Here is a 15,593-nt window from a genome sequence, read left to right as displayed (position 1 = left end):
TCATCGATTATATTGCTTTTATCGATAAATCAGTAGCTTAAATATGTGAGGGGATTGGGTATCTTTTTCATACTATATTAGTTTAGAAACAAATGCGAATTTAATGTATCGATAATATTTAAAACATTATTAGGAGGATTAATAAAATGGGAATTAAAACAAAGATTGGTTTGGGTGTTGGGTCTGCAATTCTTGGTTTATCTTTAATTGGAGGCGGAACATTTGCTTACTTTAGCGATAGAGAAGTATCAAATAATACGTTTGCGGCTGGTACTTTGGATTTGAGTGTTGATCCACAAGTTGTTATTAATGTTGATAAAATCAAGCCTGGAGATGGAATGGAGCGGAAGTTCCACTTGATCAATAAAGGAACCTTGAACATTAAAGAAGTTCACCTTCTTACTAATTACACAGTAACAGATGCAAAGGGGGACAATGGAACTGCTGATTTTGGTGATCATATCCGCGTAGATTTCCTATGGAACTTGGACAAAAATACTACGCCTGTATGGTCTACTACACTGTCTGAATTGAAAAAAGTGACTGCTGACGGTAGTCTTCCTGACCTTGTAAAAAAGGGTATTGTACATTGGGAAGAAAAGGGGCTTGCTCCTGGTAAGGATGATACTTTTTCCGTGAAGTTCACCTTCGTTGACAACGGAGAGAACCAAAACGTATTTCAAGGAGACACATTGAACTTGAACTGGACATTTAATGCAACTCAAGCAAGTGGTATGGATAAGTAAGATTAAATTTTTACTTTTTAGGAGTGTGTCGCAAAAATAAAGTTCCATATCTGCGACATACTCTGTCTTATACAAAAACTATTGCATTTAAATATGAAGTAGAAGGGGATAATAATTACTTTTGCAATAATCCTATATCTCTACATGCTGTTGTTTCTAAAATAATGATAGTACCTATTTTACACCAACTTGCCCCATCAGCTTATTAAAAAAACACCAATTGAGTAATTTAACATGCACTTAAACTGTTTCCCTCTATAGTTTAAGTGTATTTATTCACAAATACACTTATTTCATGGTAGGAACTATGAATAGAGCCTACTAAAATAACTGGTGGATAACCTATCATTCGTAGAAATCTCAACCTTTCAGCAGAGCTAAGTGGCGGATCATTCAAAAAGGAATTTATTACCTCTTGCATTTTATGTTTAATTACAATAAAATGTTAACAACAAAATAAAAACCGGACATGTTACTGGTAATGCAGGCAGGATCCATAAAGACGATATTATATCTAGACGGTATTATATTGTTTTTGGGTCCTGTCTTTTTTTTGTTAGCTTATTGTTTTGGCCAAAATATAAGCATATTAAAAAATAATAAAGGGGGATTTAATAAAATGGATTACAAAAAAGTTGCAACCGACATTCTACAACATGTTGGCGGAGAGAAAAACGTAGTTCACTTAGGACATTGTGCAACAAGGTTACGCTTTACACTTGCAGACGAAAGTAAAGCAAATTTGAAAGCGCTTAAATCTATTCAAGGGGTTTTAGATGTAGTTGTGGCAGCCCAATTTCAAGTGATTATAGGAAATAATGTTATCGAAGTTTATGATGAATTACTCAAAATAGGGAATCCAGGCAATCAAAATAATAATAACGAGTCAATAGATAAGAAAAAAATGGGAGCAGTATTTTTAGATTTTTTGGTTAGTGTATTTCAACCTTTAATTCCAGCAATGGCGGGTGCTGGAATTCTAAAGTCAATATTATTACTATTATCAGTTCTTAATCTGGTAGATAAAAATGGACAGACATTTCTTATTCTAACTAGCATTAGTGGAGCAGTATTTTACTTTTTACCAATATTAGTTGCTATTACCACAGCAACAAAATTGAAAGTTAATCACTTAGTTGCAGCAGCAGCAATGAGTATACTCTTATTTCCAGATATTATAAAGCTTTTGGATAAGGGAGCAAATCTTTTTTCTCTTCCCATAACAAATGTTAATTATGCATCACAAGTATTCCCATCAATACTAGGGATAATATTCTATGCATATATGGAAAAGTTTTTCACCAAGATTTCACCAAAACCTATTCGAGTTTTTTTTATACCAATGATGTCACTACTATTAACGGTTCCGATGACATTATTAGTTTTAGGACCGATAGGATTTGAAGCAGGGAAATTATTAACAGCTGCTATCTTATTTTTATTCAATACAGTTGGATGGCTTGCAGTAGGTATTCTTGCAGCTATTCTTCCATTTATGATTGCCACTGGTATGCATAAATCTTTAGCACCATATGCAATATCTTCAATTGCTGCAACTGGAAAAGAACTCCTGCTTTTACCGGCATTATTAGCGCACAATATGTCTGAAAGTGCTGCATGTTTTGCAGTAGCTGCACGTACAAAGAATATAGAGCTTAAATCTATAGCGGTCTCTTCTGGCATTTCATCATTATTTGGCATCTCAGAACCCGCTCTTTATGGTATCACATTACAGAATAAGCGTGTACTTACCAGTGTTGTAATCTCATCTTTAATAGGAGGGATAAGTGTTGGTCTCTTAAGTGTATCTGGATCTATACTTGTAAGTCCTAGTATTGCAAGTATCTCAATGTTTATCGATCCAATAAACAGTAAAAATTTCATTTTTGCCCTTGTAGGAGTAGCTATTTCTTTTATAACATCCTTTTTAATAACATTCATTTCATGGAGAGATGATAAAGAAAAAGCAGGAAAATCAGCAAATTCAAAAAATGAAAAAGACGTTACACCCGTTAATAGCCGTGAGAATATTGGGGATGTAGTTAGTATCAAGCAACCAGTTAAGGGAGAAGTTATTGCTCTTAATGATGTCAATGACGAGGTTTTTTCAAGCAAAGTCATGGGTGAAGGAATTGCTGTAATTCCTTCAGAAGGAAAACTATATGCACCAGTGGATGGGAAAATTAAGATGGTTTTTAATACAAATCATGCGTTAGGAATGGAAACTGCCAATGGAGCTGAATTATTATTCCATATTGGTATTGATACAGTCCAATTAGGTGGAAAATATTTCGAATCTCAAGTGAAAGAGGGGGACGAAGTAAAGGCTGGAGATTTACTAGTAAAGTTTGATCTTCAAAAGATTGTTGAAGAAGGGTATGATCCAGCCACAATTTTAGTAGTTACTAATAAAGACAAGTACTCCGTAAAGATCGTTGATTTAAAGCCTGATAATAATAATGATTTAATGTTCGTAACTGCGATAAGAAATTAAATCGGAGGAGAATAGATATGGATAAAGGATTTCCAAAGGATTTTTTATGGGGTGGCGCAACTGCTGCCAATCAATGTGAAGGAGCATATTTAAGTGATGGGAAAGGATTAAGTACTGCAGATGTGATGACAGCAGGGGAGCATGGTGTTTCTAGGGAAATTACAGATAGTGTAGTTGAAGGGAAATATTATCCTAGCCATAATGCTGTTGATCATTACCATCGCTTTAGGGAAGATATAGCATTATTTGCCGAAATGGGTTTTAAATGCTATCGTTTGTCAATTTCTTGGTCAAGGATATTTCCAAATGGAGATGAAGAAGAGCCCAATGAAGATGGATTAAAGCACTATGATGAAGTATTTGACACTTGCAATCAATATGGTATCGAACCTCTAGTAACCATATCTCATTTTGAGACACCGCTTGGATTATTACGATATGGCTCATGGGAAAATCGTAAAGTTATTGATTTTTATTTGCACTATTGTAAGACAATTTTTAATCGATACAAAGGAAAAGTGAAATATTGGCTTACCTTTAATGAAATTAATGTCATGTCAACAAAGCCTTGGATGGCTGGTGGTATTAATTCCAATGATGAGCAGACAACAATGACCGCTGCCTATCATCAATTTTTAGCTAGCGCTAAAGCTGTGCAAATGGCTCATGCAATTGATCCTAATAATAAAGTCGGAATGATGTATGCTGGACACATTGCTTATCCGAATAGCTGTGACCCAGAAGATATGCAGGCAACAGTTGATTTTATGCAGAAAATGCTATTTTATTGTGATGTACAATGCCGCGGCTCTTATCCATCATATAAATTAAAAGAGTTTAAACGGAAAGGTATTGTTTTACCCATCCAATACGGTGATTTAGAAGAATTAATGAATGGAAAAGTTGATTTTTTATCATATAGTTACTATTTAACTCATGTGGTTGGCAAGAAAACAAATTTAGATTTTAAAGGGCTGAATGGTGTCAAAACAGGATATAAAAATCCTTATCTTCCAACGAGTGATTGGGGATGGCCGATTGATTCAAAGGGTCTTCGTTATTCATTAAACCTTTTATATGACCGTTATCAAATACCTCTAATGATTGTAGAAAACGGTCTAGGAGCAGTTGATGAAGTTGAAAAAGATGGTAGAATCCATGATTTATATCGTATTAATTATTTAAGAGATCATCTTATAGAAATGAAAAAAGCAATTGAGATTGATGGTGTTCCTGTCATGGGTTACACAATGTGGGGACCAATCGATTTAATTTCAGCCAGTACTGGTGAAATGAAAAAAAGATATGGGTTTATTTATGTTGATGTCAATGATCATGGCAATGGTACATTTAAACGTATAAGAAAAGATTCCTTCTATTGGTATAAAAAGGTTATTGAGTCCAATGGTGAAAAGTTATAGGTATTACCTATATTATCTAAATGAATAAATGGTAATTTTAATAAGGGATGATGTATATGACTAGAAAGAATATAGTAATTAGTAGTGAATATGGCAGTGGAGCAAGGATAATAGGACAATATGTTGCAGAAGAATTAGGTATGAAATTTTATAATGAGGATGCTATATTAACCAAGGTAGCAAATGAATTGAGAATTGATGAGAATGTGCTAAGAAACTATGATGAAAAGTTGTTAAGCTTTATATTTGACGACTTTACACAAATGGATGGAAGTACCTTAGATGCAAACGTCTATGCGCCGATGAGAATTTATCAAGCAATGTCTTCTGTCATTTTAAAGACAATTGAGGAAGGGCCGTGCATCTTAATGGAAGGTTGTGCCGATCAAATACTACGAGGCAAGGTTGATTTTTTGCATGTCTTTATTTACACCCCAGATACGAAGGCTAAAATAGAGCGTACTGTGAATCTTGGTGGGATTTTGGAAAAAGATGCGCTTAAACATATCTTCATTCAGGATAATCAGAGAGGGTTTTATCATAATATATTTTCAGACAGTGAATGGGGAAATATGAAGGAATATGATTTATGTTTGAACAGTTCTGCATTCGAAATTGAACAATGTATTGAAATCATAAAATCAGCTTTGTAATAAGGGAATTACCTCGCTCGATTGAGTAGTTGCTAAGTATATTCGAAATATTTAACTAATGAATCAAAAATAATAGGGAAACGTAATGATAAAGTCTATGTTTTTAGGTGCATTAATTGTTTTTAATTCTTCTAAGTTTAACGCTGAAGTGATTAATGAATTTTGAAAATATATATCTATGTAGCTACGTTAGTCTTTATGAATAAGTACATTTATTAAATATATTCGAATGGATTAGAATTTTTATGACGCATGATGCAAAGGGGATTTAACTATTTATGGAAGTTGCAAAGGAGAGTAAAGAACAACCACAAGATAGTGTACAATATGCACAGCAGCATTTAGCAAATGAAAGAACTTATTTGGCATGGATTCGGACTACTATATCTATTACTGGTGTTGGTTTTTTAACGACTTCTTTACATTTTACAATTAAAATCAGCTCTAATTCTACTATTAATACTTTGGCAATATTTATAGGAATCTTTTCTTGTATTATTGGTATTATTACTGGTTTTTTGTCTACAATTCAATATACAAGGAAAAGAAAGGAAATCCAGGATAGAATATTTAATCCATCTAACCATTCTATAGTATTTGTTTCAATTTTATTCTTATTTCTATCTTTTTTGCTTTTCATGTATCTTACTTTCTTACTATTTGAATCCTAACCTGGATAAGAGATACTATAAACTGTTGAAAAATGTTAATACACCTGTGATAAAGGGACAGATTGATTTACTAAATTAGTCTGTCCACAATCAGAAGGAGTTCATTGATTTTATTGCAAAATTTCTTAACAGGGGTTACACCCCATCGCTATCAAGCTAAGAAAATAAAATACCCCCTAAAATGAAAAAAAAACGCTATTCTTTCTGTAAGATCATAAGAAAGGATGGCGTTTTGGTTCTGGTGCAAAAACTTTGAAGTATATGAAAATGGTCTATCAAACTTGGAAATACTGATAGTACTACTATATAAAAGGTGTGTGATCAGTATGGAAAAGGAGGAACCATTTATCGGTTCGTAAGTGATCAATTTTCTTCTTTTTATACAAAAGTGATTAACACAAATGCTAGGGATACCGTGTATGTTATCGATGGATTATTACACTATGAATCCGATTTAGTTATCGAAGAGCATTACACAGAGATACAGCTGGTTATCAATACCTGTTTATAAAAAAGTCAGAATTTAAGTGTGTTCTTTCATTATAGACATTTATTTAAAGAATGATTTAAAAATGACTAACGATTCCAAGTCGTTAGTCATTCTATTCAATAATCGTGCCCTTTTCTTGAATAGACAAGAATCTCCTGTTAACTGGTATTTTGGAATGAATTACGGTTGATATAAACTAAAAACCTCATCCCAATCCCAATGTTCATAATACCAAGTTCCAGGATTAATGTTTTCAATCCAGATTTTCTGGTTTAAACCATTTGAATCGGCAATCCAAACATTTGCTTTTTCTCTATTAGTTCTTATCCAGATTAATTTATTCTCATTAATTATATATTGTGGTCGAAAATCACCTTCGCTTGATGAAGGTGAAGTTATTTCCTTTGAAGTCTTTGTTTGAATATCTATCTTATATAAAGAAGGCATTGGTCTTTGCTTAACATCAACCCATTTACTCTCTATGGAACGTGAGACAAAGAGTGAATTATCAGTTTCCCATGTCAAGTCTCGATTAACATATCCTTTAGGTGTGTATTGAGAATAAATATTTTTATCTATTTCTGTAACTTTTAATTCCTTATTTTTTATAGCCTCACGATTAAATCCCTGAATATAACCTAAGAAATTATTACTTGGTGCCCACTGAAACCATTCTTCGTAGTTTAACATCTCATCAATTTTATAAAAACTATGACCATCATTCGAAAGAACAGCTAAAGTATTGCTATCAGAAGATAAAGATGCAGTTGGTATCAACTGAAAAGCAATCCATTTCTGATCTTTTGACCATTTAAATTGACTAGTTGAAACAAAAGGGTAATCATTTTTGGTAAAATTCTTGCTAACAGAAATTTTATAAAGAGGACGAACATCAACCCGGTTAATATTTTCACCTTTTTTAAATGTTATTTTAGATAACAAAATATCTGAATGAATACTTTCGCTTGTTTTAGACGAGGTTAAAAAACCACTTCCATCTGGTAACCATGAAAAGTTTTTAATTCCAGATGTAATATTATGGTGTGGATTTAATGATCTAACATTAATCGTTTTTAATACGTTATCTGATTGAAAGGCAAGAACATTCTTATTTGGTGCCCATTGAAAATTCCTTTCTACATTTGATAAAACTTTAACGTGCTGATTTAGTTTCACATTATAAAGCCAAAAATCTCCCTTATATATTGGAAATTCATCCTCTTTGCCCCCCCTTATGTATGCGATCCAGTTACCGTCAAAAGACCATTTCGGAAATCTTACATATTCTCCTTGGGTAATTCTCATTTCTTTGTCCTCAATTTTAACCCACAAATCATTATTTTTAACAAATGCTGCTTTCAATTTTTCATTTGATTCTGCTGAAATAAATGAAAAAGGTTGAATACTTAAAATAAAAATAGCGAAAAATATTATAATTTTTTTCATCTTTGAATTTCAAATCTCCTTTCTTTTCGAAGTTAAGCCTATATTCCTCTTTTTTCACATTTGCATAAAAAAAGAGTGATTCTAATCGTTTTCAACATATCAGCCATTAAGGTTGTCGTAAATGTAAATCGGTCTTTTTTTAAAATATCAATATTTTATGCTTCAAAGTTAACCTACTAAAGAATAGAGGATGACTTTGACTTTTTATAAGTGCGTATTTCATTGTTTCAAACAGGTGCGTATTGCTTTCGTTTATTGTTTTTGAATACACAGCTGGAATAGCTTACCGTTATTAATGTTTGTTTCTTTAAGGGGCTTTATACTACTAACACTTCTCTTTTAGTAAAGAAAGTAGCTATCCTATTCGCTTTTAAAGCCATCATTTTAAATACATAAAGACAACATAGAAAGATACTAGAAAGAAACTAGAAAGAAGAACAGCGTTTATGAGGAGTGTATCAAGGTGCGAAGGATTTTTTTTATTAACAATTACATTATCAATGCTATTTCCATTTACCACATTAGCAATTGGAGAAAAAGGTGTTAAAGCAGGATTCATTAGAGATGGAAACCTATGGGTCCTTATAAATAATGAAAAAAAGACAAATTACGAATACAGGTAAAGTTATTGCTAAACCTAAGTGGTCGAAGGATGGGAAATGGCTGGTCTATCAAATAGAGGCACCTTCTGAATTCAAACAGGGAGAAACGCATTCGGAGGTATGGGTCTATAATATTGATACTGGTGAAAAGAAGAGGATTTATTATGATGGATATTCATCTAAATGGGCACCTCACAAAAACCATATTGCTTTTAATGATAAAGGAATGAGATTATTGAAACAGTTACTACTTTAAAAAATAAAAATGCAGGTTTGATCATGACGAGTATGCCTATCTTAGCTGAAGCTACTAGAAATCCATTGTTGGACCGATTTATGAAGGATCTGATTGTTCAGATTTTGGAAATGATTGCAGAAATGGAACGGACAGAAAGTAAACGCCGTCCGTTACTTTATTCGGCTAATGCAAAGAATCCACAAAAGCGATTAGTCTATCAAGAAGTAGTAAGAATGTTGAAATCTGGAACTCCAATTAAGCAAATCGCAGAAAAAAATGCCATTACTCAATCAACTGTATATAGGATAAAAAAGGAACTTGCAGAATAGAAATCTGCGGGTTATTAAACTGGAGTAGCGTCAGGAATGTACGGACTTACAACATTAAGGAAATTCAAATATAAAAAACCTAATTTCTCGTTGTTGTAAGTGAGAAATTAGGCTTTAGTTACTCATGAAAAGCGCCCGATTGTTCAGTAACAATATACTCTTAATAGTTTCCAGTTTGGGTCTTAGACGTCTTCTTTATTTAGTTTTTAACAAACTTAATACTTCCTTCATCACAATTTTATAAAATTTTGTTTTGCCTGTCTTAATGAAACGTCATTTGTGCTACCTTCATAATCAGGGTCTCTATATTGAACCCCCCGTTAACTTCCCAAAGGTCTTGACTAAACATCGAAGCGATCACGCCACAACACTACATAGATATTGAATTTCTATTGGATTTGTATGGTCTTCGGGCTACCAGAAAAACATAAGCTAGGATAGATCCAACACTTACAATGGCTATTACAATTCCCATAGTTATTGCTGTGTTACTTCCTAAACCAACGAGAGGAGCAACACTTCCCCCAAAGACTAACGATAATACCCCAAGTAATGCAGATGCACTTCCTGCTGACTTGCCTTGATTTTGCATAGCTAGTGACAATCCTGTAGTACTTACCATCCCAGCACTCGATACAACAAAGAACAATGGAGGCAAAATAGCGTACAGGCCTGTATTGAGAAGCAACATGATTAACAAAGTAATTGCTCCGATGAAAGAGATGCCTAAGCCAACAACAAAAAGTTTTCTCTCACTGACCCGACCAGCTAATCTGCCTGTGATTTGACTGAAAATGATAATTCCAATACCGTTGATGGCAAATATCAGGCTGAACATCTGTGGAGAGGCACCATAAATGTTTTGCAGAACGAAAGGGGAACCAGAAATATAAGCAAACATGGCAGCAAACACTAAACCCTGAGGCAAAGCATATCCTATGAAGCTTCGATCAAATACAAGTTTTTGAAATGTAGTTAGTGTATTCTTAATGCCTCCTAACGACCTTGAGTCAATTGGCAGCGTCTCGGGCAAATAAAAAAGTATAATAAGAAACATAATTAAACCTATTAAACTCAATAACATAAACACACCTTGCCAAGGGGAAATACGTAATATCTGAGCACCTACTATGGGCCCAAGAATTGGAGACACACCACTAACCAAAGCTAGTAGGGAGAAAAATTTTGTCAACTCTGAACCTGAATAAAGATCTCGAACAATGGCACGAGAAATGGCCATGCCTGCGGACCCGGCCATTCCCTGAATTAACCTTAAAATAATGAATCCCCATATTGTTTGGCTAAAAGTACACAAAAGAGATACAACAAAAAAAATCATTAATCCTATGAGAAGAGGTTTACGACGTCCATATACATCACTAAGTGGTCCTGCAAGTAACTGCCCAAGAGATAGACCAAGTAAGAAAAAGGTTAAACTAAGTTGTACAAGAGACGGAGTGGTATGAATCTCTTTAGCTATATCAGGGAGTGCTGGTAAATACATGTCAATAGATAATGGACCTAAAGCTACTAATGTTCCTAACACTATTGCCATCCATAATCGTCTTAATTGAGAAGGTGTACTTGTGTTGATTTTTGAATTCCCTAAAGAATCATTCATTTGTTATATCCTTTCTTTTTAAGGTGAGAAAAACGAATCTATACTAATATAACAATAAATATCCAATTTGTATTTGAAATTTTTATTCAATTTAATGGCCCGATTGTTGAAGAGCGTTATTGAAGAAAAGCACCTGTTAGTTTAAGTGTATTTATTCACAAATATCTCATTATTACTTATGGCTATTTATTAATAACAATCGATAATTTATAGTTTGCATGCTTGTTTAATCCTTCCAAAAATTGATTCATTAGTTCATTGGATGGAAATTTACATTCGAGGAGATAACAACCATCTCAACTGATTTTATAGTTATTTAATAGGTATTTCTTTTGTGTTTTATGAACGACAAGTATGGCTGATGGTTAGTGCTTTGTGTAATGATAGTAATAAAAGCATGTATATTAAACCCCAACTTGACTTGGTTAACTTTAATTGTATAACCCTCAATAATTCCACTATCCTCTAATTTTGCCACTCTAACTGTTGTAGCTGGTCCAGTCAAATGGACTTTCTCACCCAATTATTTCATTGTAATCCGATTGTTCCTAGATAGTTCATCTAAGATATGCATATCCGTATTATCTAACATTTATTTAACTCCTTTCATTAATAAAGTAAAACGTCCTAAACACTTTATTCAATCCATGTATCCTTTAATTTCTTTAGTATATAATATAAATTGTTCAAAGGAAAATTTTAAAAAAGGAGCTAATAAATATGAATATACATCAAATTCGTAATGCGACAATCGTCGTAGAATATGCAGGGAAGAAGTTCTTAATCGACCCAATGTTAGCGGGAAAAGGGACTTATCCACCATTCCCAAATGCACCAAGACAAGACCAAAAAAATCCTTTGGTAAGCTTACCAACATCCATTGACAATATTATTCAAAATATTGATGCAGTCATCGTTACTCATCTGCATTATGATCATTGGGATGATGCTGCTAAAGAAGCATTACCAAAAGAGATCAAAATATTCGCCCAAAACGAAGAAGATGCGACAGAAATTCGAAATGACGGCTTTCGAAATGTGGAAGTTTTACAAGAGGATACAGTCTTTGAAGGTATCCAATTAATTAAAACAAAAGGCGAGCATGGAAGAGGCAAAATACTAGAACTGGCTGGTCTAGTATGCGGCATTGTCTTCAAACATTCAACAGAGAAAACATTGTATGTTGCTGGAGATACGGTGTGGTATGAAGCTGTTCAAGAAGTAATCGATACAAATAAACCAGAAATCATTGTGGTAAATGCTGGAGACAATCAATTCTTTGAAGGCGGTTCTCTTATTATGGGGAAAGATGATGTCTATGAAGTTTATACGGCTGCTCCTAATGCAAAAATTATTGCTGTCCACATGGAAGCTGTAAACCATTGGGCATTGTCTAGAGAAGACTTAAAGAGCTTTATTAATGAAAAAGGAATCACGTCTAATGTGTTAGTACCAGATGACGGTGAATCTTACACATTTTAGATAAAAAGGGACAAACCATGTAGCAAATTTTAAATCAAAGGGGAGATAACCGTGTCGGTGGAGGCTAATAAAGAATTGGTTCGTCGTTTTTATGAAGCGATTGAATAAGCAAACTTTGATGCTTTTCCAGGCTTCAAAATGCCAATTCAAGCGATGATAGCTGAAGGGAATCAAGTAGCCGCTTATTTTATATTTGAAGGCACCCATACAAGCATTCCATTCTTTGGTGTCCCGGCAAAGAGAAAAACAGTTAGATTTTCTCTTATGATGCTGTTGCGAATTGTAGACGGCAAGATCATTGAGAAGAGATCATATGTTGATGTGAATGACATTCTTCGTCAGCTTAATGCTTAATCAATAAAAAAAATGTAATACCATTCCAGAGACCCGCTAAGGGTCTTTTTTTAATTCCTAAGCTTTCATCCAACATTTATATTGTATACCGTTCTAGTTTGTATCCCTGTCGTATCACCCTATTCTTCTTTCACTAACCTGCCAGTTAGCTTAAGTACGTTTCTTCACAATCTTCTCTATATGATTTAACAGAAATATCTAATTTTCTTATTAAGTGTTATTCCACAAAATGGCCCTTTAATGGAATAATATGATTGGCGTTTTTGAAGGACTTTATTGTTACTTAACTTCCATTTTGAATGCAATTTAGCGCTTAAAAAGTGTGCAATTTATCTCTTAAAGTCACAATTCTCAAATAGGATACATAAAAAAATCTCAAAAACGGAGGTTTTTGAGATTAATGAAAGTAAAATATCCTAATTGGAGAAACATAGGGGAAATACAATTTGTTGGTGCCATCTCAGCTAACTCCTAAATGGGTATAATAAAAGAGCCCATAATCTAAAATTAAGGGATTATGGGCGGCTCTTTGTATTCGAAAGTTGAATTTTTCTTTTATTTGAATTTTACGGTTACAGAACCTACTATTGTAATCAAGATACCTGTTAGCGTAATTAATGTAGCTACACTTGTGAGCTCAGTAAATATCCCTGCTATACCTAAACCAATTAGTGTTGTAAGTAAGGCTAGGCTTGATAAGAAACTGAACACTCTTCCTAGTATATGGGGGGGCAATCTCGGACTGAATATAAGCATAAAATGGTGCCGATAAACCAATTGAAAAACTCATTACTACAAATAAACAGAACATTGATGGTGAAAGTAAACCAGAGAAACCTAATGATAATCCCATGATAAACATACCTATAATAATGGTTTTTATCTTATTGAAACGATCTCCTAGTATTCCTAATAACGAACTACCTGCGATTAATCCAATCGCAAATATAACCTCGACAAGTCCTGCTCCCACTACATCTTTTTTCAAAATGATTGCGTACCATTAAGGGGAAGTATGTTCCCACCGATAAAAATAAAAGACCTACAATCGTTGTTGAAATAGCTAACTTCAGTAAAAGGGGGCGTTTGACAATGGCGTTATAGCCTTCTTTCATCTCACCAATAACACCTTTAGATATTTGTTGCTCTGCTTTTGGGGCGTTAGGAATTCGAATACATAATAAAATGCTACAAGCAATCAAAGCGCCTATTACATCCAATAATAATACCCATTCGAAAGATGATACTGCTAAAAGTGACATCCCTATTGCTGGGCCTGCAATATTAGATACCGAACTAACCATTTGTCCCCATCCAGCTACTTGCGTAAGATGTTCTTTTGGTGCAAGTAAGAGAACAGTAGCTTGCATAGATGGCATAATGTACTAGCAAGTGATCGAACAATTAATACGCTTATTACCAATGGAATGCTAGGTTCACCAACATACATCAAGATAAATAAGACTAAACTAGCTAATGCAACAGTCGAATCTGCCAAAATCATAATTACTTTACGTGAGTAACGATCCACTGCAATTCCAGCAAATGGACCAATCAATGCTTGTGGTAAAAAAACAGCTACTCCTGCTAAAGCTAAAATAAGTGGTGAACCAGTCGTATCTGTTAACCACCAAATAATACTGAATTGAACAGCAGCACTACTCAATACTGAAAAGAACTGTCCTATATATAATGTGAAAAATGTTTTTTTTCAATTTTGTTTTTCCATTGTAATCGATACCTCCTGAAATTACCGTATCGATTCTTAACCGATACGAGCTTTATAACATAAATAAGCTCGTATGTATTAGTTATAATGAGTCAAATAGTTCATTTTAAATTTCTCCAAAATAAAAAGTACATAGAATGATCTGTGTACTTAAAATACTTGTAACTATTCACTTGATAGAATGCTTTTATCAAATTTGTACTTCATTCAAATTTAGGATGTGTACAATCTAGTTTATTTTATGTTACCGTATTTCTAGAGTGTTATCTATTATATACAAAGGAGCCATAATCACATGATTATACAATTTATGCCTTTTCATTTATATCTTATAACAAATGAATGAGGTGGCTTTTTGTCGAAAATGAATAAAAGAATGAGTAGTGTACAATATGTTAGTAATTTTGAATCAATATTTAAATGTCCAGTTTGTGCTTCTTCTATGAAGATTTTTGAGTCTACAAGCTTAATTTGCTTAAATGGACATACATTTGATTTTACCAAACAAGGTTATATAAATTTGATTACGCATTCTGTAAAGAATAAATATAGCAAAGAACTCTTTGAAGCAAGAAGAAAATTGATTACACATGAATGCTTTTTTGAGCCATTAAGTCATACGATTGCAAAGAAAATAAATACATTTGTCCTATAAAAAAAGATTCCTTATCTATTATTGACTTAGGATGTGGAGAAGGGTCGCATTTATCTAACATTAGTGATATGTTGCGTTTTAATTATAATAAAGTTGTAAATAACGTAGGCATTGATATTTCAAAAGAAGGTATATTTGTGGCTGCCAAAAATTATTCTGATACGATTTGGGCTGTTGGGGATCTTGCAAATCCACCATTTTATGATGGGCAATTTGATGTGATACTCAACATCTTATCACCATCAAACTATGCTGAATTCAATAGATTATTGAAATCCGATGGCTTGGTAGTTAAAATCATTCCTCAAAGTGATTATCTAAAAGAATTGAGAGAAATTTTATTTGATGAGCCGGAGAAACAGGTATATTCTAACGTAGAAACGTTAAAAATATTTAATGAAAATTTTGAGATTGTTAATAGTTCCAGATTATACTATACCCAGTACCTTAACAATTCGGCTATTCAGCTGTTGGCTAAAATGACTCCTTTAACATGGTCAACGACAGAAGACAAGATAAAACTACTTTTAGAAAGAAATTCTTTAGAAGCTACCGTTGATTTGCATGTATTGATTGGTAAAAAACGCTAATTGATTACATGGTAAAGCCAAAGTGAAAAGGTGAAGAAGAAGTAAATTGTTACTTCTACGAAATAAAATAAG

14 protein-coding genes and 5 pseudogenes are annotated in these 15,593 nt (G+C 33.4%); 12 read left to right on the top strand and 7 right to left on the bottom strand.

The annotated features are described in order from the left end of the window. Positions 1-146 precede the first annotated feature (146 nt). The 6 genes and pseudogenes from IQ781_RS28070 to IQ781_RS28045 all read left to right on the top strand — a co-directional run. Positions 147-746 (top strand): TasA family protein, encoded by a 600-nt coding sequence (locus tag IQ781_RS28070; RefSeq protein WP_242808379.1) that lies wholly within the window; start codon positions 147-149, stop codon positions 744-746. A 619-nt stretch (positions 747-1,365) separates the two neighbouring features. Then, the gene (locus IQ781_RS28065; RefSeq protein ID WP_242808378.1) at positions 1,366-3,240 is read left to right on the top strand and encodes a beta-glucoside-specific PTS transporter subunit IIABC; all 1,875 of its coding nucleotides are present in this window, start codon (positions 1,366-1,368) and stop codon (positions 3,238-3,240) included. Positions 3,241-3,257: 17 nt separating this feature from the next. Next, complete coding sequence (locus IQ781_RS28060) at positions 3,258-4,661, top strand: glycoside hydrolase family 1 protein (RefSeq protein WP_242808377.1); 1,404 nt, start codon at positions 3,258-3,260, stop codon at positions 4,659-4,661. Positions 4,662-4,717: 56 nt separating this feature from the next. Further along, complete coding sequence (locus tag IQ781_RS28055; RefSeq protein ID WP_242808376.1) at positions 4,718-5,314, top strand: cytidylate kinase-like family protein; 597 nt, start codon at positions 4,718-4,720, stop codon at positions 5,312-5,314. 278 nt (positions 5,315-5,592) lie between these two features. After that, positions 5,593-5,985: a YidH family protein gene (locus IQ781_RS28050; RefSeq protein WP_242808375.1), complete on the top strand. Its 393-nt coding sequence runs from the start codon at positions 5,593-5,595 to the stop codon at positions 5,983-5,985. A gap of 328 nt (positions 5,986-6,313) precedes the next feature. Further along, positions 6,314-6,480: pseudogene (locus IQ781_RS28045) on the top strand (Tn3 family transposase); the annotation flags it as partial. A gap of 175 nt (positions 6,481-6,655) precedes the next feature. On the opposite strand, the gene IQ781_RS28040 reads toward IQ781_RS28045, so the two are convergent. Next, positions 6,656-7,921, bottom strand: a complete 1,266-nt coding sequence (locus tag IQ781_RS28040) for a translocation protein TolB (protein ID WP_242808374.1) — start codon at positions 7,919-7,921, stop codon at positions 6,656-6,658. Between the two features lie 591 nt (positions 7,922-8,512). On the opposite strand from IQ781_RS28040, the gene IQ781_RS28035 reads away from it, so the two are divergent. Both IQ781_RS28035 and IQ781_RS28030 read left to right on the top strand, forming a co-directional pair. Next, positions 8,513-8,779: a TolB family protein gene (locus IQ781_RS28035; RefSeq protein ID WP_242808373.1), complete on the top strand. Its 267-nt coding sequence runs from the start codon at positions 8,513-8,515 to the stop codon at positions 8,777-8,779. Further along, positions 8,749-9,090: pseudogene (locus IQ781_RS28030) on the top strand (helix-turn-helix domain-containing protein); the annotation flags it as partial. The gene IQ781_RS28035 and the pseudogene IQ781_RS28030, both read left to right, overlap by 31 nt. A 230-nt stretch (positions 9,091-9,320) precedes the next feature. On the opposite strand, the pseudogene IQ781_RS28560 reads toward IQ781_RS28030, so the two are convergent. The 3 genes and pseudogenes from IQ781_RS28560 to IQ781_RS28020 form a co-directional block, all read right to left on the bottom strand. Further along, a pseudogene (locus tag IQ781_RS28560) lies at positions 9,321-9,395 on the bottom strand (CPCC family cysteine-rich protein); the annotation flags it as partial. 65 nt (positions 9,396-9,460) lie between these two features. Further along, a complete protein-coding gene (locus IQ781_RS28025) occupies positions 9,461-10,711 on the bottom strand; it encodes a multidrug effflux MFS transporter (protein WP_242808372.1) in 1,251 nt (416 codons plus the stop codon). Between the two features lie 182 nt (positions 10,712-10,893). Further along, positions 10,894-11,303: pseudogene (locus IQ781_RS28020) on the bottom strand (Lrp/AsnC family transcriptional regulator). A gap of 128 nt (positions 11,304-11,431) precedes the next feature. Here IQ781_RS28020 and IQ781_RS28015 point away from each other — a divergent pair. Continuing rightward, positions 11,432-12,193, top strand: a complete 762-nt coding sequence (locus IQ781_RS28015) for an MBL fold metallo-hydrolase (RefSeq protein WP_242808371.1) — start codon at positions 11,432-11,434, stop codon at positions 12,191-12,193. A gap of 123 nt (positions 12,194-12,316) precedes the next feature. Then, positions 12,317-12,547, top strand: a pseudogene (locus IQ781_RS28010) (ester cyclase); the annotation flags it as partial. Positions 12,548-13,184: 637 nt separating this feature from the next. On the opposite strand, the gene IQ781_RS28235 reads toward IQ781_RS28010, so the two are convergent. The 3 genes from IQ781_RS28235 to IQ781_RS28225 are packed head-to-tail and all read right to left on the bottom strand — an operon-like array spanning position 13,185 to position 14,213. Beyond that, the gene (locus tag IQ781_RS28235; RefSeq protein ID WP_282093707.1) at positions 13,185-13,520 is read right to left on the bottom strand and encodes an MFS transporter; all 336 of its coding nucleotides are present in this window, start codon (positions 13,518-13,520) and stop codon (positions 13,185-13,187) included. Beyond that, complete coding sequence (locus tag IQ781_RS28230; protein ID WP_282093704.1) at positions 13,468-13,926, bottom strand: MFS transporter; 459 nt, start codon at positions 13,924-13,926, stop codon at positions 13,468-13,470. The genes IQ781_RS28235 and IQ781_RS28230 overlap by 53 nt, the downstream gene beginning before the upstream one ends. After that, a complete protein-coding gene (locus tag IQ781_RS28225) occupies positions 13,866-14,213 on the bottom strand; it encodes an MFS transporter (protein WP_282093703.1) in 348 nt (115 codons plus the stop codon). The genes IQ781_RS28230 and IQ781_RS28225 overlap by 61 nt, the downstream gene beginning before the upstream one ends. A 427-nt stretch (positions 14,214-14,640) precedes the next feature. Between IQ781_RS28225 and IQ781_RS28000 the strand changes: the two genes are divergently transcribed. Then, entirely contained in the window at positions 14,641-14,931 is a 291-nt protein-coding gene (locus IQ781_RS28000; RefSeq protein WP_242808370.1) for a putative RNA methyltransferase, read from the top strand. Then, positions 14,886-15,521 carry a methyltransferase domain-containing protein gene (locus tag IQ781_RS27995; protein ID WP_348773938.1) on the top strand — a complete coding sequence of 212 codons (636 nt, stop codon included), beginning with the start codon at positions 14,886-14,888 and terminating at the stop codon, positions 15,519-15,521. Before IQ781_RS28000 ends, IQ781_RS27995 begins: the two co-directional genes overlap by 46 nt. The last annotated feature ends 72 nt before the right edge of the window (positions 15,522-15,593 follow it).

Source organism: Bacillus sp. N447-1 (assembly GCF_022701035.1).
In the GTDB taxonomy this organism is placed as follows: domain Bacteria; phylum Bacillota; class Bacilli; order Bacillales; family Bacillaceae_G; genus Bacillus_A; species Bacillus_A cereus.
This window is presented reverse-complemented; position numbering and strand designations above follow the sequence as displayed.